The sequence below is a fragment of the Comamonas kerstersii genome (genome assembly GCF_008801935.1).
Classification (GTDB): domain Bacteria; phylum Pseudomonadota; class Gammaproteobacteria; order Burkholderiales; family Burkholderiaceae_C; genus Comamonas; species Comamonas kerstersii.
The window spans coordinates 79,770-97,465 of record NZ_VZOT01000005.1 but is presented as its reverse complement, the minus strand read 5'-3'; the positions used below and the strand labels follow the sequence as shown (position 1 = coordinate 97,465).

Below are 17,696 nucleotides of genomic sequence, written 5' to 3'. Positions count from 1 at the left end.
CAGGCATTGCAGCAACCAGGCGGAAAAACTGTTTCTTGGCTTGTTCATGACGCGACCTTGGGAAAGTGGGTTCAGAGCGTACGCAGTGTGCAGTGCTGGCTGCAGGTCTGGGCGCGCTGGCAGGGGCCTGCGGCCACGCACAGGGGCTGGATGCTGTGCACCTTGTGCTTGGCCTGGGCCTTTTTCTCCCACAGCTTTTCGTACAAAAAGAAGAAGACCATCTGCACGGTAGGCTCCAGCAAGCTCAGGGTGAAGGCTGCAACCAGGTCACCGGTCACCGCGTAGGCCACGCAGGAGGCGACGAAGATGTGAATCACGTAGTAGGTGCCAGTCTTGATCAGGGCGCGGTGGCGCATGCGCGGGGCCAGCATCCAGACCTTCTCGTGCATGAAATAGGCCACGGCCTGCACAGTGGGCTCCAGCAAACTCAGCGTGAGTGCAGCCATCAGGTCACCCGTGACGGCATAGGCCACGCCCGCCGCTACCAGGACGTGGATCACGTAGTAGCAGGACGTTTTGATCAGCGTCGTCTCGTTGCGACGAATCAGCGATTGCAGATGGGACATAGCATTCATCCAGAGAAGATGCATGAATGATAGTTAATCGCAATTAGATGGTAAATTTGATAGTTTCTATCTTGCCTATGGCCTGTCGCTATAGCGTCAACGCTGGCGGGCTTCTGCTGTGGCGGGTTTGTCAAATTTGGCAAAAATGTAGGTTCATTCCTACAGGTTGATGTAACTCGGGCAAGATTGCCCGGATCCCCCTCTCTCTCCTTATTCCCGCAAGCGCAGACCCTATGTGGATACGTTTTTTTGTCTGATGACCTGACCTATGTCCACATGCAGTGGGAGTGGATGGATCCCCAGCTGGTTGTCATCTCCATTCTGGTTGCGCTGGTCACCGCCATGCTGGCCGTGCATGTCTGCACCCGTGCGCAACGGACTGCTCCCGGCCCGCGGCGCACAGGCATGGCTGCGGCTGGCGTGCTCTTGCTGGGAGGCGGGATCTGGAGCATGCACTTTATTGGCATGCAGGCCTTCACTCCCTGCGCGGCGGGGACGTTCTCCATCCTCCACAGCGCGCTGTTGGCGCTGCCGAGCCTGCTGGCGGCGGGTGTCGTGGTCCACACCCTGCTGCTGCAGCAAGCCCAGTGGTAGCGTGTCCTGCTCAGTGGTGTGGCGCTGGGCCTGGGCGTGGCATCCATGCACTTCTGGGGGCATGTTTGCCTCGGATGCTGCGTATTTGATGCATTACGCCCCCAAGGGCCTGCTGCTGGCGCTGGGCCTGGGGCTGGCCATGGCGCTTTTTTCCGTGGTGCTGTACCGCCGCATGCAGAGTGTGGGTGCGCGGCCCATGCTGATTACGCTGGTCAGCGGCGGCGTCATGGGTGCCACCACGGCCAGCATGCACTACATCGCCATGGATGCCATCTACATCCTGGTTGGGCAGGGCGACAGTGAAGCAGGTGCGCGCAGGTGCACTGGACCGCCTTGACCAGCGCTGCAGCCTGGGCCTTGCTGGTGGGCACGGTGCTGCTGGTGCTGCACATGCTGATGCGTTCGCGCCAGCTGTTTCTGGAAATTCGCCGTAATGAGGCCCGCCTGCGCGCACTGGTCGATACTGCCGTGGACGGCATCATCATGATCGAAAGCGATGGCCGCATCAGTGCTTTCAACCCCGCAGCGGAACGCCTGCTGGGCTGGACGGAGCAGGAAGTGCTGGGCCGCAACGTCAGCATGCTCATGCCCATGCCGCACCAGCAGGCGCATGACGGCTATCTGCAGCGCCACATCAGCACAGGGCATACCAACATCATTGGCGCAGGCCGTGAGGTGCAGGCACTGCACAAAAACGGAGCGCTGATTGATGTGCGCCTGGCCGTGGGGCGTGCTATCTGCGCGGGGATGCGCTGCGTATTCAGCAAATTCTCATCAATTTGATGGGCAATGCCGTCAAGTTCACCGAGCGCGGCCATGTGCAGCTGCGCGTGAACGATGAGCAGTGCCGCCTGCACCTGACCATCCAGGACACGGGCATTGGCATTGCGCAGGACAAGCTCGAACGTATTTTTGACCCGTTTGCACAGGCTGATGCGTCCACCACGCGCCGCTTTGGTGGTACGGGCCTGGGCACCACCATCTCGCGCCAGCTGGTGCAGCTGATGGGCGGCGCAATCAGCGTCAGCAGCCGTGAAGGTGAGGGCACGCAGTTTCATGTGCAGCTGCCCTTGCCGATTGGTCAGGCGCCCATTGATGAAACGGTTGCCAGCGCGGTGCAGCTGCCGCCGATGCCGCCGCTGCGCATTCTGGCTGCCGACGATGTGCCACAAAACCTGGAACTGCTGCAGGTAGTGATGCAGCGCCATGGCCACCAGGTGGTATCTGCCAGCGATGGTCTGCAGGCCCTGCAGCTGCGGCAGACACAGGCGTTCGACATCATCCTGATGGACTTGCAGATGCCGCACATGGATGGTCTGCAGGCCTCCATGGCCATTCGCGCCTGGGAGGCCGAGCATCAGCAGCCCCGTATTCCCGTCATTGCGCTCTCGGCCAGCGTGCTGGAGCAGGACCGCCGCGCATCCGATGCGGCTGGCATGGATGGCTTTGCGGCCAAGCCACTGGAGCAGCACAAGCTGCTGCAGGAAATGGCGCGTGTGCTGCAGGGCCGTACTGCCAGCGAGAGCGGCAAGCACCAGCCTGCTGCAGGTGCTTCGGCCGTGCCCGCCGTGCTGGCGCACGCTGCGGCGGAAAGTGAGGTGGTGGACTGGCATACCGGCTTGCAGCTGTGGGGCAGCGAGGCAGCGCTGCGCACGGCGTGGTCGCGTTTTCTGAACGAGCAGCACAGCCGAGTGCCCGAGCTGCAGAGCTTGTCCCAGCATGGCGACTGGGATACAGCCCTGGCTGAGGTGCACCGTATGCGTGGCGCCGCAGGCAATCTGGCTTTGCTGCGCAGCGCCGAGGTCACCAGTGCAGCGCCGGCACTGGCGCCGGCTGCCATGGCTGCAGAGGCAGGGCTGAGCGCCGCTGCACGGACCCAGGTGCAGGAAGCACTGCAGGCTTTGACCGAGGCGCTGCAGGGCGGTGAGATTGACAGCGAGGCCTTGCAGCAATTGCAGCAACTGCTGCCTGAAGCCATGGTGGCTGCGCTGCAGGCGGCCATCGACATGTTTGGCTTTGACCAGGCGCTGCAATGTGCACAGGCACTGGCGAGCAGCGTCAGCACCAGTTCTGATTCAGAAAGGAAACCACCCCATGCTGCCCAAGCATGAAGATCGCAGGCCACGCCTGCTGCTGGTGGACGACGAGCCCACCAACCTGCATGTGCTGCGCCAGATACTGGGCGAGGACTACCGCCTGCAATTTGCGACCGATGGCCGCAAGGCCCTGCAGCTGGCACAGCAGCAAAAGCCGGATCTGATCTTGCTGGACATCATGATGCCCGAGCTCAACGGCTATGACGTGTGCCGACAGCTCAAGGCTGACCCCAGGACAGAAAGTATTCCGGTGATTTTTGTGTCTGCGCTGGCGGAGGTGGGCGATGAGGCCGATGGCTTTGCAGCCGGAGCGGTGGACTACATCATCAAGCCCGTGCGTGCACCTGTGGTGCGTGCCCGTGTGCGCACGCACCTGTCGCTGGTAGATATTGAGGCATTGCGCCAGTCTCGTCTGCAGATCGTGCAGCGCCTGGGGCGAGCCGCTGAGTACAAGGACAACGAAACCGGCATGCATGTGCTGCGCATGAGCCATTACAGCCATGCGCTGGCACTGGCGATGGGTTGCGCCCCTGAGTGGGCAGATGATTTGCTGCACGCGGCTCCCATGCATGACGTGGGCAAGATCGGCATACCTGATGCCGTGCTGCTCAAGCCCGGTCCGCTGGATGATGAGGAGTGGCAGATCATGCGCCAGCATCCTGTGATTGGCGCGGAAATTCTGGGGGAGCATGAAGGAGGCATGCTGCAGATGGCGCGTTCCATCGCTCTGGCCCACCACGAGCAATGGGACGGATCGGGCTACCCTGCGGGCCTGCGCGGCACAGACATTCCGCTGGCAGCGCGCATCGTGGCGATTGCCGATGTGTTTGATGCCCTGACCTCTGTGCGACCCTACAAGCGTGCGTGGAGCATGGATGAGGCGCTGGCCCATATTGCGGCACAGGCAGGCAGCCATTTTGATCCCGAGCTGGTGTCGGCATTCATCTCGCTGCGCTCGCAGCTTGAAGCCATTCGCCAGCGCTGGAAGGATGAATCGCCTGCCTGCGCGGAGCTTGCTGCTGCGCTTTGATAATGCAGGCCATGACTGCTTCTGTATTGCCATCTCCCTGGGTGGTGCGCCCCTTGCATGCGCACGATGTTGATAGCCTGCTGCATGTGCAGACCATTTGCTATGGCGACGGCTTTCAGGAAAGCCGCGAAGTGTTTGCGCAGCGCCTGTGCTGTGCACACCAGTGCTCCATTGGCGTGGTGCGTGAAGGCGAGCAGGCGCTCAAGGCCTATCTGGCAGCCTACTGGTCCAATCCCGGCAAGATCACGCCACTCAACGGTGTTTTTACGCCGCCTGCGCCGGGCGAACAGGTGCTTTATCTGCATGACATGTCGGTGCTGCCGGAGCTGGCCGGCCAGGGCGTGGCCCGCCATCTGGTGCAGACCTTGAAGCAGCAGGCGCGTGCGCGTGGCATGCGGCAGGCGGCACTGGTGTCGGTGCAGGGCTCACAAACTTATTGGGAACGTCAAGGTTTTTCGATTTGCCCCGTCAGTGATTCACAACAGCAGGCACACCTTCAAACCTATGGTGAAGGCGCGCTGTATATGGTTGCAGCGCTCTGATTGTTGATAGACAAGACATTGGCTGACAAATCTATGTGGCGCGATCGCGATAATGCGCGCATGCCTACCCGATGGAAACCCAATGTCACGGTCTCTGCCGTGATCGAACGCGATCAACGCTTTTTGCTGGTGGAAGAAAACACGGCTGACGGGCTACGCCTGAATTTGCCAGCCGGTCACCTGGATCCTGCCGAGACTCCATTGCAAGCCTGTGCACGCGAAGTGCTGGAGGAAACTGCCTATAGCTTTGAGCCCACGCACCTGGTGGGCATCTATATGAACCGCTTCATTCGCACGCGTACCGGGTCTGACATCACCTATATGCGCTTTGCCTTTACGGGCAAGCTGGGCCAGCACCATGCCCACCGCGTACTGGACGAAGGCATTGTGCGCACCGTGTGGCTCAGTCTGGAAGAGTTGCAGGCCAGCGCCCATCTGCACCGCAGCCCAGTGGTGCTGCAATCTGTTCGAGACTATCTGGCAGGGCGGCGTTTTGATGTCAGCCTGATTCAGGCGGACCCCAGCATCTACAGCGTGCCCGAGCCCACGCCGCACACGCAGGATCTGCTGGCCAGCATGAAATAGCACATCCTCTCAGTAAAGTAAAAAGCCCTGCAGGCCGCAGCCTGCAGGGCTTTTCTTTTTACATGGCATGTGCTCAGTCGCCGCTGGATTACAGCTCGATCTTCGCCACGTCGATGATCTTCTTGTACTTGGCGATTTCGCCGTTGATGTACTGGCTGGCATCGATCTGGCTGTCCATCACCTGGGCGCCAGCGTCTTCCATCTTCTTGCGGAACTCAGGCGCGGCCATGGTCTTGTTCAGGGCTTCCTTGATCTTGGCCACCACAGGCGCTGGCATGTTGGCGGGGCCCATCATGGCGAACCAGGAGTTGATGTCCACGTTCTTGAATGCTGGGTACTCTGCCAGGGCAGGAATGTCGGGGGTCGCTGCGTAGCGCTTGGCTTCGGTGGTAGCAATGGCCTGTACCTTGCCCGCCTTGATCAGCGGCAGTCCGGAGGACAGCACGAACACGCCGTATTCGATGTTGTTGCCCAGCACATCATTGGTCAGCGCAGGCACGCCACGGTAAGGCACGTGCTGCATGTCGATCTGGGCCTGGTCCTTCATCATTTCACCGGCCAGGTGCAGCGCAGTGCCCACGCCCGACGAGCCGTAGCTGAACTTGGCAGGGTTGGCCTTCACTGCCTGATAGAACGCTTCGGTGTTCTTTACGCCCGCCTTCTGGGATGCCACCAGCACCATGGGCTGAGAGGCCACCACACCAATCGGTGTGAAGTCGCTGATCTTGTACTTGATCGACTTGTTGATCATGTTGGCAATCGCGATTTCATTGTTCGCGCCCACCAGCAGGGTGTAGCCATCGGGCTTGGCATTGGCCACCTTTTGCGCGCCAATGGCACCACCGGCACCGCCGAGGTTTTCCACGATCACAGTCTGACCGAGGTGCTTCTCGATCTCGTTGGCCACCAGGCGACCCACCAGGTCGGTGGAGCCACCAGCGGGGTAGCCGACCACGATGGTCACGGGCTTGTTCGGGTATGAGGCGGCGTCGTCCGCCATGGCGGGACCTGCGGCCAGCAGTGCGGCGCCGCAAGCAATCAGAGTGCGTCGGAGGATGGGTGTGCTCATAAAAATTCCTTGTTGCTGCAATTGTGATCAACTTTGCACGCGTAATGCATGAATTTATGCAATATAAACATGCGCAGTTGGAGCAAACAGCGTGCCAACGCAGACCATAAAAAAACCCGCAGGGCCTAGCCATGCGGGTTTTTGCGAAGCGGCGTGCAATGACGCCGGTTTTTGCGATGGATCAGTTCACGATTTGCGCCAGCTCACCAGCGGCGTAGCGCTTGGCCATCTGCTCCAGGGTGTAGCCCTTGATCTTGGCGCCCTGGCCTTCACAGCCGAACTCCAGGTAACGTGCCTTGCACACTTGCTTGGCGGCTTCGCGGGCAGGCTTGAGCCATTCGCGGGCGTCGAACTTCTCGGGGTTCTCAGCCAGGAACTTGCGCACAGCACCAGTCATGGCCAGGCGGATGTCGGTGTCGATGTTCACCTTGCGCACGCCGTACTTGATGGCTTCCTGGATTTCCTCGACGGGCACGCCGTAGGTTTCCTTCATCTGGCCGCCGTACTGGTTGATGATGGCCAGCAATTCCTGAGGTACGGAAGAAGAGCCGTGCATCACCAGGTGGGTGTTGGGCAGGCGGGCGTGGATTTCCTTGACACGCTGGATGGACAGAATGTCGCCTGTGGGCTTGCGGCTGAACTTGTAGGCGCCGTGGCTGGTACCGATGGCAATGGCCAGTGCGTCCAGCTGGGTTTCCTTCACGAACACGGCGGCTTCTTCAGGATCGGTCAGCATCTGGCTGTGTTCCAGCTTGCCTGCGGCGCCAATACCGTCTTCTTCACCAGCGTCGCCGGTTTCCAGGTTGCCCAGGCAGCCCAGTTCACCTTCCACGGTGGCACCAATGGCGTGGGCCATGGCGACGACCTGCTTGGTCACGTCCACGTTGTATTCAAAGGACGAAGGGGTCTTGCCGTCGCTCATCAGCGAACCGTCCATCATCACCGAGCCAAAGCCCAGATTCAGTGCACCACGGCACACTTCGGGGGTGGTGCCGTGGTCCTGGTGCATCACCAGAGGGATGTGGGGGTACATCTCGGCTGCTGCCTGGATCAGGTGCTTGATGAAGGGCTCACCAGCGTACTTACGTGCACCGGCCGATGCCTGCAGGATCACGGGAGCGCCCACTTCGTCCGCCGCCGACATCACGGCCTGCACTTGTTCCAGGTTGTTGACGTTAAAGGCGGGGATGCCATAGCCGTTTTCAGCGGCATGGTCGAGCATTTCGCGCATCGAGATCAGAGGCATGGTCGTGGTCCAGTAAGGTTGAACGAAGAATAATGCTGCGCGGCTGTAACCGCGTGGTAACTTTTGATTTTAACCGCCCCCCGAGGCCGTGGCATTGGCAGTGGTGATTCGCCTGTTGCCACGCTGGGGGCAAGACGGCCAAAGCAGCCGTCCTGGGGCTTACTGCACCTGGCAGATCTGCAGCATATTGGTGCCGCCGGGCTGGCCCATGGGCTCGCCGCAGGTGATGGCGTAGACATCGCCAGGTTTGACGATGCCGCGCATGCGCAGATGGCTCTCGGCCTGCACCAGCGCCTTGTCGCGCTCGGTGCTGGTGGCCATGAGCAGGGGGCGCACATTGCGGTACAGCGCCATCTTGCGCTGGGTGCCAACCTTGGGCGTGAGGGCATAGATAGGGGTGTGCACGCGGTGGCGGCTCATCCACAGCGCGGTGGAGCCGCTTTCCGTCATGGCCACAATCGCCTTGGCACCGAGCTTGTGGGCCGTGAACAGTGCACCCTGGGCAATGGCCTGGTCAATCCGCGTGAATTCGCGCTCGTTAAAGTGGCCGTCCTGGCCGCGGTCTTCGGCGGCTTCAGCAGCTGCACAGATCTTGGCCATTTCGCGCACGGTCTCCAGCGGGTATTTGCCGACGGCGGTTTCGGCGCTGAGCATCACGGCATCCGTGCCGTCGAGCACGGCATTGGCCACATCGCTGACCTCGGCGCGTGTGGGCACGGGGTTGGTGATCATGCTCTCCATCATCTGGGTGGCGGTGATGACCACCTTGTCCATGTCTCGCGCCAGACGAATCATCTTCTTTTGCAGGGCAGGCACGGCAGCATGGCCCACTTCCACCGCCAGGTCGCCGCGTGCGACCATGATGCCGTCCGAGGCCTTGAGGATTTCTTCCAGCTTCGGCACGGCTTCGGCACGCTCGATCTTGGCGATCAGCCCGGGGCGGTGGCCGGTATCGGCACAGGCCACATTGCACAGCTGGCGCGCCATTTCCATGTCGGTGGCGTTCTTGGGAAAGCTCACGGCCACGTAGTCGGCGCCCAGTTGCATGGCGGTCTTGATGTCCTCCATGTCCTTGGCTGTCAGTGCGGGGGCGGTCAGGCCGCCGCCTTGCTTGTTGATGCCCTTGTTGTTGGACAGCTCGCCGCCAATGGTGACGGTGGTGTGCACGGCATCACCGAGGACGCGGTCCACGGTCAGCACGATCAGGCCGTCATTGAGCAGCAGCACATCGCCGCTTTTCACGTCGCGGGGCAGCTCCTTGTAGTCCAGGCCCACGCCCTGCAGATCACCGGGTTTGGTGCGCGAGGCGTCGAGCACAAAGGGCGCGCCAGCTTCGAGCCAGACCTTGCCTTCGGCAAACTTGCCGACGCGGATCTTGGGGCCCTGCAGGTCGGCCATGATGGCCACCTCGCGGCCAGCCATGGCCGCAGCTTCGCGCACGGCATTGGCGCGGTCGATGTGGTCCTGTGCCTTGCCGTGGCTGAAGTTCAGGCGCACGACGTTGACGCCCGTGGCAATCATCTGGGCCAGCAGGTGTACGTCGCTGGAGGCAGGGCCGAGCGTCGCCACAATCTTGGTGGCGCGGCGGATATACATGCGTTGCAAATCCATGGTGTGCATCTTTTCTTCTTGGCGGGTCAGTCGCGCATCAGCGCTTCAATGGCGTCGGCTTCCACGGGCACGTCGCGGGTGATCAGCTCGCAGCCGGTCTCTGTCACTACGGCATCGTCTTCAATGCGAATGCCAATGTGGTGGAACTGCTCGGGCACGCCGGGTGCTGGGCGCACGTAGATGCCGGGCTCGATGGTGGTCACCATGCCGGGGCGCAGGATGCGGCTGGGGCGGGTGATGACTTCGCCCGACAGTGCATCGGTGCGTGTGCTGGCGGCATCGACTTCTGACATCTCCACATAGCTGCCGCAGTCATGCACATCCATGCCCAGCCAGTGGCCGGTGCGGTGCATGTAGAACTGGAAGTAGGCGCGCTGGGCAATCACGTCCTGTGCATTGCCGTACGTGGATTTGTCCAGCAGCCCCAGGTCCAGCATGCCCTGCGCCAGCACAGCGACGGTGGCATCGTGCGGGTCGTTAAAGCGATTGCCTGCCCTGGTGGCGGCAATGGCGGCTTTCTGGCTGTCCAGCACCAGTTCGTAAAGAGCGCGCTGCGGGCCGGTGAATGTGCCGTTGGCCGGGAAGGTACGGGTGATATCGCTGGCATAGCCTTCCAGCTCACAGCCTGCATCAATCAGCACCAGGTCGCCGCTGCGCACCGGGGCCTTGTCGGCGCGGTAGTGCAGCACGCAGGCGTTCGGCCCTGCGGCGACGATGGAGTCATAGGCCACGCCTTCGGCACCGCCCTGGCGGAATTCGTGCAGCAGTTCGGCGTCCAGGTGGTATTCGCGGCAGTCTTCTCCCGCACGCAGCATGCGTGCTGCGCGCTGCATGGCGCGGATGTGGGCGCGGGCGCTGATCTGGCCTGCGCGGCGCATGATGGCGAGTTCGTGCGCATCCTTGATCAGGCGCATTTCATCGAGCAGGGTGCACACATCGCCCTGTGCAGCCGGGCACAGCGCCCCGGCGCGGGTGCGGGCACGGACTTTCTGCAGCCAGCCTTCGACACGGGCGGCCAGGCCTTCGTGCGTGGCAAACGGCCACCAGACTTTGTCCTGGTTCTCCAGCAGGCGTGGCAGGCGGGTGTCGATGTCATCGACCGAGAAGGCTGCGTCCATGCCCAGCGTGGACACGGCTGCCTCGGGGCCAAGGCGGTAGCCGTCCCAGATTTCGCGTTCCAGATCCTTGGGCTGGCAAAACAGCGTGCTGCTGCCATCAGCCTTGAGTACCAGGCAGGCATTGGGCTCGCTGAAGCCCGTCAGGTAGTAGAAGTAGCTGTCGTGGCGGTACAGATAGCTGTTGTCGCGGTTGCGGCCACGCTCAGGGGCGGTCGGGATGATGGCAATGCCGCCTTCGCCCAGCTGGGCGGCCAGGCGTGCGCGGCGTTGTGCGTAAACAGAGGTCATACAGGCATCGTATTGAGCAGTGCCATGCACTGCGTGGTTCTACAAAAGATGAGCAGCTAGCGCTTGATTTTCAAAGGATTGCAAGTGTTTTTACTTGAAAGTCCTTGAAATACGAGCGCTAGATGCTCTTGTTTTTTAAGAGTTCTGTGTCGCGCTTTGGTTCAATGCAGCCAGGCGCTCGGGCGTGCCCACATCGGTCCAGCGGCCGGTGTAGAGGCGGGCTGCGCAGCGCCCGGTATCCATGGCCCGGCGCAGCAGCGGGGCCAGCGGCTCGGCCACGCCGTCTGGGTTGCCTGCGGCCATGCCGCAAAACGGTGGGCGGAACAAGTCTGCCTTCAGCAGGGCGATCGTGCTGTAGGTCAAGCGCGGACGTGCGTCGCGTGCCACATCGCCCGGTGGCAGGTGGATGGCGCGGCCTGTGTGGCTGTCTGGCGCATCGGGGGCAAAGCCAAAGTCCCCCTTGAGGTTGTGCACCGGGTTGGGCACGAGCCAGATGTGGGCCAGGTCGTCCGACTGCGCAAAGCGCTGCGCCAGCTGTGCATCAAACACAAAGTCAGGTGCAAACACATCGCCCGCTGCCAGCCAGAATGCCTCGCCCAGCAGCGGCAGTGCGCGGGCAATGCCGCCAGCGGTTTCCAGCGCATGGCCAAAGTCATGCTGCTCATGCGAATACTGCAGCTGCATGCCCTGTGCGGGCCAGATGTCATCTAGGTGTGCGGGAATCTGCGCGCCCAGCCAGGCGGTATTCACCACCACATCACGCACGCCATCACGCAGCAGGGCGGCCATGTGCCAGTCCAGCAGCGCACGGCCCTGCACCTGCAGCAGGGGTTTGGGGGTGGTGTCGGTCAGCGGGCGCATGCGTTCGCCGCGCCCGGCAGCCAGCAACATGGCGGGAAGGTTCAAAGAGGTCATGGCAGAAAATTTCTTAACGCGTTCACGCACGCGCTGCAAGCCACACTTTAGGCCATGCGGGGGCTATGTAATCACATGGAAACCTGCGCCATGCCACACCGGTAAAATCTCTTGCATCATTTGACACATTCCATTCGGAACCATCCCCCCCATGGCAAACACCCCAATGATGGCCAACGCAATCCGTGCCTTGGCCATGGACGCAGTGCAACAAGCAAACTCCGGCCACCCTGGCGCCCCCATGGGCATGGCCGACATGGCAGTGGCTCTGTGGAACCGCCACCTGCAGCACAACCCTGCCAACCCCCACTGGGCCAACCGCGACCGTTTCATTCTGTCCAACGGCCACGGCTCCATGCTGATCTATGCGCTGCTGCATCTGACCGGCTACGACCTGCCCATGGATGAGATCAAGAACTTCCGTCAGCTGCACAGCAAGACCGCTGGCCACCCCGAAGTGGGTGTTACCCCCGGCGTGGAAACCACAACGGGCCCTCTGGGTCAGGGCATCACCAATGCCGTGGGCTTTGCACTGGCTGAAAAGCTGCTGGCGGCTGAATTCAACCAGCCCAAGCACGCCATCGTGGACCACTACACCTATGTGTTCATGGGTGACGGCTGCCTGATGGAAGGCATCTCGCACGAAGCCGCTTCGCTGGCAGGTGCCTGGAAGCTCAACAAGCTGATCGCCCTGTGGGACGACAACGAGATCTCCATCGACGGCAAGGTCACACCCTGGTTTGCTGACAACACGCCCGCACGCTTTGAGGCCTATGGCTGGAACGTGATCCGTGGTGTAGATGGTCACAATGTGGACGCGGTGGATGCGGCAATTGCCCAGGCCAAGAAGAGCAAGGACAAGCCCACACTGATCTGCTGCAAGACACACATTGGCAAGGGCTCGCCCAACCGCGCCAACACTTCCAAGGCCCACGGCGAGCCTCTGGGTGCGGAAGAAATCGCACTGACCCGCGCGGCACTGGGCTGGGAACACGCTCCCTTTGAAATCCCTGCGGAAGTCTATGCAGGCTGGGATGCCAAGGCTGCTGGCAAGAAGGCAGAAGCTGCCTGGAACAAGAAGTTCGCTGCCTACGAAAAGGCTTTCCCCGAGCTGGCCGCTGAATTCAAGCGCCGCATGGCTGGTGACCTGCCTGCCAACTTCCTGGAAGTGGCTGCCAAGATCGCATCTGACGCACACGACACCGCCGCCACCGTGGCCAGCCGCAAGGCCAGCCAGCTGGCGCTGGAAGGCCTGACCGCTGCCCTGCCTGAACTGCTGGGCGGCTCGGCGGACCTGACAGGCTCCAACCTGACCAATACCAAGTCCACCCCCGCTTTCCGCGTGGATGACAAGGGCAATGTGGTCAAGACCGAAGACGGCAAGATCGGCCGCCACATCAACTACGGTGTGCGCGAATTCGGCATGGCCGCCATCATGAACGGCGTGGCGCTGCATGGCGGCTACATCCCCTACGGCGGCACCTTCATGACCTTCTCGGACTACAGCCGCAATGCCATCCGCATGGCTGCGCTGATGAAGCAGCGCGTGATCCATGTGTTCACGCACGACTCCATCGGTCTGGGTGAAGACGGTCCTACCCACCAGTCCATCGAGCATGCCGCTTCCCTGCGTCTGATCCCTGGTCTGGACGTCTGGCGTCCCGCTGACACCACGGAAACTGCCGTGGCATGGACGGTGGCCCTGAGCCACAAGAACAAGCCTACCGCCCTGCTGCTGAGCCGCCAGAACCTGGCCTACTCGCCCAAGTCGGAAGAGGCACTGGACCACATCGCCAACGGTGCCTACGTGCTGTCTGAGCCTGCGGATGTGGGCATCAAGGGCAAGCCACAGGCGGTGATCATTGCCACCGGCTCTGAAGTGCAGCTGGCTCTGGCCGCGCAGAAGATGCTGGCCGCGCAGAAGATTGGCGTGCGCGTGGTCTCCATGCCCAGCACCACCACCTTTGACAAGCAGGACGTGGCATACAAGACCAGCGTGCTGCCCGCCGGCATCCCCCGCATCGCGGTGGAAATGGGCGTGACCGACTTCTGGTGGAAGTACGGCTGCGCTGCCGTGGTCGGTATCGACACCTACGGCGAATCGGCTCCCGCTGCTGTGCTGTTCAAGCACTTTGGCTTCACGGCAGAGAACGTGACAGCCACCGTGATTGAAGCCATCCAGCGCAACCAATAACGATGCTTGCAACACCCGCCCTGGCCTTGGCCCCGGCGGGTGTTTTCCGTACAGTCACAGCGTTTTTCTGTTTTCACTATCCATAGACGAGGCAACTATGACTATCAAGGTTGGTATCAACGGCTTTGGCCGTATTGGCCGCAACGTGCTGCGCTCCGCCGTGCAGAACTTTTCGGACATCGAAATCGTGGGCATCAACGACCTGCTTGAGCCTGACTATCTGGCCTACATGCTGAAGTACGACAGCGTGCACGGCCGTTTTGACGGTGAAGTTTCGGTCGAGGGCAACACCCTGATCGTGAACGGCAAGAAGATCCGTCTGACCCAGGAGCGCGACCCTGCCAACCTGAAGTGGAACGAAGTGGGCGCGGAAGTGGTGATCGAATCCACCGGCCTGTTCCTGACCGACGAAACCGCCCGCAAGCACATCGCTGCTGGCGCCAAGAAGGTCATCATGTCTGCGCCCTCCAAGGACGCTACCCCCATGTTTGTGTTCGGCGTGAACCACCAGACCTATGCGGGTCAGGACGTGGTCTCCAACGCTTCGTGCACCACCAACTGCCTGGCTCCCGTGGCCAAGGTGCTGAACGACAAGTGGGGCATCAAGCGCGGTCTGATGACGACTGTGCACGCTGCTACGGCGACACAGAAGACCGTGGACGGCCCATCGAACAAAGACTGGCGCGGCGGCCGCGGCATTCTGGAAAACATCATTCCTTCCAGCACTGGCGCTGCCAAGGCTGTGGGCGTGGTGATTCCTGAGCTGAACAAGAAGCTGACCGGCATGTCCTTCCGCGTGCCTACGTCTGACGTGTCCGTGGTCGACCTGACTGTGGAGCTGAACACCGAAGCTTCTTATGAAGACATCTGCGCTGAAATGAAGGCACAGTCCCAAGGCGCTCTGAAGGGCGTGCTGGGTTACACCGAAGACAAGGTGGTGGCTACCGACTTCCGTGGCGAAACCTGCACTTCCGTGTTTGACGCCGAAGCAGGTATCGCACTGGACAAGACCTTTGTGAAGGTCGTGGCCTGGTACGACAACGAGTGGGGCTACTCCAACAAGTGCCTGGAAATGGTGCGCGTGGTCGCTGGCAAGTAATTCCAAATTACTAGCCAAATATGCCGCTAGCGCTTATTCTGTAAGCGCTGGCAGCTATCAAAAAAAGCCAAGTCCTCAGGACTTGGCTTTTTGTGTTTCTGGGGGGCTTCAGCCCAGCACTTCAATGCGGCCTTCGTCCACGTAGAACAGAAATTCCTCACGCGCCAGTGTGACAGTGACCGGCTGGCCATCGCTGTGCCAGGACACGACCATGCTGGCCAGGGCCGTGTCTACATGCACTTTCTGACCCTGCGGGATGTCATGCAGCATGCCATCGCCTACGCGGTGCTGCACTTTGCCGCTGATGCGGGCATGAAATTGCAGGGGCAAGGCAGCGGTGGTGGCGGGGGCAGCAGTCAGGCAGCTTGTCATGTGCTTGTCTCCAAAACGTATGGCCAAACGATAAGTGGCGCCACGGATGGCACCGGCAGGAAAACTGCACTGCACCAAAATGAATCGATGCCGCACAGCGTATTCGCACTAAATCGGTGCGAATATAGAGAAAAAACAACCAGGTTATGAGTTTTATTTATACGTATGCTCATAAAGTAGGCAGAAACCATGGTTTTCTGCCCAATAAAAGTGCAGATGGCATAGGTATGCACAAAATGAGTGCGACCCATGCAGGAAAGATTTCATAATCCATGCATAAGGTCCTGCACCACTGCGCATAGTTTGGCATGGTCGCTCGTGGATGTGGGATGTCATTACATATGCATGGAGCAGTTTGACGCCGCCTGCGGGCGGCGTTTGCACGTGCATGGAGCCCGATTTTTTATTGCATTGGAGAGTGGTCGTCATGCGTCAAGAAAGCGACTTTCTGGGTCCCAAGGACATTCCCGACAACGCCTACTGGGGCGTGCATTCGGCACGTGCTGTGGAAAATTTCCCCATCACTGGCCAGACCGTGGCGCAAATGCCTGCGCTGATTCGCGGCTTTGCCTATGTGAAGAAGGCGGCTGCTGCCGCCAACCTGGCCATGGGCGCCATCAATGAGCAGCAGGCCCAGGCCATTGCCAAGGCCTGCGATCTGCTGATCGCTGGCAAGCACCATGACCAGTTTGTGGTGGACGTGATTCAGGGCGGCGCTGGCACCTCGACCAATATGAACGCCAACGAGGTCATTGCCAACCTGGCGCTGGAAACGCTGGGTCTGGAAAAGGGCCGCTACGACGTGATTCACCCCAATGACCACGTCAATGCCTCGCAGTCGACCAACGACTCCTACCCCACTTCGGTGAAGCTGGCGACCTACTTTGAAGTGCAGAACCTGCTGGCCGCACTGGCTTCGCTGCGCGGTGCCTTCCAGGCCAAGGCTGAAGAGTTCAAGGAGATCCTGAAGATTGGCCGTACCCAGCTGCAGGACGCCGTGCCTATGACACTGGGCCAGGAGTTCAACTCCTTTGTGTCCATGATTGCCGCTGACGAGCAGCGCCTGCGTGAGTCGGCTGCCTTGCTGTGCGAAATCAACATGGGCGGCACCGCCATCGGTACCGGCATCAACGCTCCTGTGGGCTATGCCGACGTGGTGACCACCAAGCTGGCTGAGTTCTCTGGCGTGCCTGTGTTCAAGTCCAAGGACATGATTGCTGGCACGGCCGACACAGGCGTGTTTGCAGACATCTCCGGCATCCTCAAGCGCATCGCCGTGAAGCTGTCCAAGATCAGCAACGACCTGCGTCTGCTGTCTTCCGGCCCTCAGGCTGGCGTGGGCGACATCAAGCTGCCCGCCCGCCAGGCAGGCTCTTCCATCATGCCCGGCAAGGTCAACCCCGTGATCCCCGAGGTGATGAACCAGGTGTGCTTTGAAGTGATCGGCAACGACGCAGCCATCACCATGGCTGTGGAAGCCGGTCAGCTGCAGCTGAACGCGTTTGAGCCCCTGATGGGCTGGGCGCTGCACCAGAGCCTGACCCACCTGGCAGCCGCCTGCAAGACCCTGCAGGTGAACTGCGTGGAAGGCATTGTGGCCAACACCGAATTGCTGGATGCCCGCATCCATGAGTCCGTGACCCTGGTGACCGCACTGAACCCCCTGATCGGCTACGAAAAAGCGGCCAAGATTGCCAAGACGGCGATTGCGACCGGCAAGCCTATCGCTGTGGTGGCTGAAGAGCTGGGCATCATGAGCCAGGCTCAGATGAAGGCTCTGCTGGTGGCTGACAAGCTGACCACGCCCGGTGCACTGACTGCTGAAGCCGTCTAAGCGATAACGCTTCGTAGCGCCTAAAACAAAAGCCATGACCGCAAGGTCATGGCTTTTTTGTTGTGAACTGGTCGGCAAGACCAGAGGAGCAGTGCGAGGCTTAGCCTTCTGTGCCGGTGGCCGCGTCATCGACCCCGCGCACGCTTTCGCGAATGTTCTTGTCACGCACCTTGTCGAGGTCAGACTCTACGGCGCGGCGCAACTTTTCGATGGCGGCATGGAAGGCGTCGTGCAGCTTTTCGGCTTCTGCATTGACGGCTACAGGCGGGCGACCGTTGGCACGGGTTTCCAGCACGCATTTCTTGCCGGGGGCGCCATTGGCCTTCATGGCATCCACGCCCGTGAAAAAGACCTCTACCCGCACCACGTATTCCTTGAGGCGGGCCAGCTTGCTGTTGACCTCTTCGCGAGTCCATTGTTCCAGCGATTCGCCGCCCTGGATGGTTGCGTCGGTATGGACTTGTACTTGCATGCATATCTCCTTATCGCCAAAGCCGCACCTGTGGTGCAGCGGTTGCGCTGGATGACCAGCGAAAT

The 17,696-nt window shown here is 60.9% G+C and carries 18 protein-coding genes; 10 read left to right on the top strand and 8 right to left on the bottom strand.

Going from position 1 to position 17,696, the window contains the following annotated elements:
• Nucleotides 1-71 precede the first annotated feature (71 nt).
• Complete coding sequence (locus F7P80_RS17400) at nt 72-566, bottom strand: DUF2061 domain-containing protein (protein ID WP_170265358.1); 495 nt, start codon at nt 564-566, stop codon at nt 72-74.
• Nucleotides 567-815: 249 nt separating this feature from the next.
• Between F7P80_RS17400 and F7P80_RS09280 the strand changes: the two genes are divergently transcribed.
• The 7 genes from F7P80_RS09280 to F7P80_RS09250 all read left to right on the top strand — a co-directional run bounded on the left by F7P80_RS09280 (nt 816) and on the right by F7P80_RS09250 (nt 5,413).
• Nucleotides 816-1,160, top strand: coding sequence for an MHYT domain-containing protein (locus F7P80_RS09280; RefSeq protein ID WP_151044268.1), 345 nt, complete (start codon nt 816-818; stop codon nt 1,158-1,160).
• 61 nt (nt 1,161-1,221) lie between these two features.
• Nucleotides 1,222-1,497, top strand: a complete 276-nt coding sequence (locus tag F7P80_RS09275; protein ID WP_151044265.1) for a hypothetical protein — start codon at nt 1,222-1,224, stop codon at nt 1,495-1,497.
• Nucleotides 1,479-1,943 carry a PAS domain S-box protein gene (locus F7P80_RS09270; RefSeq protein ID WP_151044262.1) on the top strand — a complete coding sequence of 155 codons (465 nt, stop codon included), beginning with the start codon at nt 1,479-1,481 and terminating at the stop codon, nt 1,941-1,943. The genes F7P80_RS09275 and F7P80_RS09270 overlap by 19 nt, the downstream gene beginning before the upstream one ends.
• Nucleotides 1,943-3,271 (top strand): ATP-binding protein, encoded by a 1,329-nt coding sequence (locus F7P80_RS09265; protein WP_151044259.1) that lies wholly within the window; start codon nt 1,943-1,945, stop codon nt 3,269-3,271. The genes F7P80_RS09270 and F7P80_RS09265 overlap by 1 nt, the downstream gene beginning before the upstream one ends.
• On the top strand, nt 3,255-4,286 hold the full coding sequence (locus tag F7P80_RS09260; protein ID WP_151044256.1) for a response regulator: 1,032 nt from the start codon (nt 3,255-3,257) through the stop codon (nt 4,284-4,286). Before F7P80_RS09265 ends, F7P80_RS09260 begins: the two co-directional genes overlap by 17 nt.
• A gap of 11 nt (nt 4,287-4,297) precedes the next feature.
• Nucleotides 4,298-4,828: a GNAT family N-acetyltransferase gene (locus F7P80_RS09255; protein ID WP_054065835.1), complete on the top strand. Its 531-nt coding sequence runs from the start codon at nt 4,298-4,300 to the stop codon at nt 4,826-4,828.
• A gap of 60 nt (nt 4,829-4,888) precedes the next feature.
• The gene (locus tag F7P80_RS09250) at nt 4,889-5,413 is read left to right on the top strand and encodes an NUDIX hydrolase (protein ID WP_054065834.1); all 525 of its coding nucleotides are present in this window, start codon (nt 4,889-4,891) and stop codon (nt 5,411-5,413) included.
• Nucleotides 5,414-5,501: 88 nt separating this feature from the next.
• On the opposite strand, the gene F7P80_RS09245 is transcribed toward F7P80_RS09250, so the two are convergent.
• The 5 genes from F7P80_RS09245 to F7P80_RS09225 form a co-directional block, all read right to left on the bottom strand.
• On the bottom strand, nt 5,502-6,482 hold the full coding sequence (locus F7P80_RS09245; RefSeq protein WP_151044252.1) for a Bug family tripartite tricarboxylate transporter substrate binding protein: 981 nt from the start codon (nt 6,480-6,482) through the stop codon (nt 5,502-5,504).
• 181 nt (nt 6,483-6,663) lie between these two features.
• A complete protein-coding gene (fba, locus tag F7P80_RS09240; RefSeq protein WP_054065809.1) occupies nt 6,664-7,728 on the bottom strand; it encodes a class II fructose-bisphosphate aldolase in 1,065 nt (354 codons plus the stop codon).
• 159 nt (nt 7,729-7,887) lie between these two features.
• Nucleotides 7,888-9,324, bottom strand: a complete 1,437-nt coding sequence (gene pyk / locus F7P80_RS09235) for a pyruvate kinase (RefSeq protein ID WP_151044536.1) — start codon at nt 9,322-9,324, stop codon at nt 7,888-7,890.
• Nucleotides 9,325-9,365: 41 nt separating this feature from the next.
• Nucleotides 9,366-10,745 carry an aminopeptidase P N-terminal domain-containing protein gene (locus tag F7P80_RS09230; protein ID WP_151044249.1) on the bottom strand — a complete coding sequence of 460 codons (1,380 nt, stop codon included), beginning with the start codon at nt 10,743-10,745 and terminating at the stop codon, nt 9,366-9,368.
• 135 nt (nt 10,746-10,880) lie between these two features.
• Complete coding sequence (locus F7P80_RS09225) at nt 10,881-11,660, bottom strand: nucleotidyltransferase family protein (protein ID WP_151044247.1); 780 nt, start codon at nt 11,658-11,660, stop codon at nt 10,881-10,883.
• Nucleotides 11,661-11,811: 151 nt separating this feature from the next.
• Between F7P80_RS09225 and tkt the strand changes: the two genes are divergently transcribed.
• Both tkt and gap read left to right on the top strand, forming a co-directional pair.
• Nucleotides 11,812-13,854 (top strand): transketolase, encoded by a 2,043-nt coding sequence (tkt, locus tag F7P80_RS09220; RefSeq protein ID WP_151044244.1) that lies wholly within the window; start codon nt 11,812-11,814, stop codon nt 13,852-13,854.
• A gap of 97 nt (nt 13,855-13,951) precedes the next feature.
• The gene (gene gap / locus F7P80_RS09215) at nt 13,952-14,953 is read left to right on the top strand and encodes a type I glyceraldehyde-3-phosphate dehydrogenase (protein WP_054065807.1); all 1,002 of its coding nucleotides are present in this window, start codon (nt 13,952-13,954) and stop codon (nt 14,951-14,953) included.
• Between the two features lie 108 nt (nt 14,954-15,061).
• Here gap and F7P80_RS09210 read toward each other — a convergent pair whose 3' ends face one another.
• Entirely contained in the window at nt 15,062-15,325 is a 264-nt protein-coding gene (locus tag F7P80_RS09210; RefSeq protein ID WP_133936587.1) for a hypothetical protein, read from the bottom strand.
• A 427-nt stretch (nt 15,326-15,752) separates the two neighbouring features.
• Between F7P80_RS09210 and F7P80_RS09205 the strand changes: the two genes are divergently transcribed.
• On the top strand, nt 15,753-17,159 hold the full coding sequence (locus tag F7P80_RS09205) for an aspartate ammonia-lyase (RefSeq protein WP_151044240.1): 1,407 nt from the start codon (nt 15,753-15,755) through the stop codon (nt 17,157-17,159).
• Nucleotides 17,160-17,259: 100 nt separating this feature from the next.
• On the opposite strand, the gene F7P80_RS09200 is transcribed toward F7P80_RS09205, so the two are convergent.
• Nucleotides 17,260-17,631 carry an HPF/RaiA family ribosome-associated protein gene (locus F7P80_RS09200; protein WP_058880503.1) on the bottom strand — a complete coding sequence of 124 codons (372 nt, stop codon included), beginning with the start codon at nt 17,629-17,631 and terminating at the stop codon, nt 17,260-17,262.
• Nucleotides 17,632-17,696: the final 65 nt, after the last annotated feature.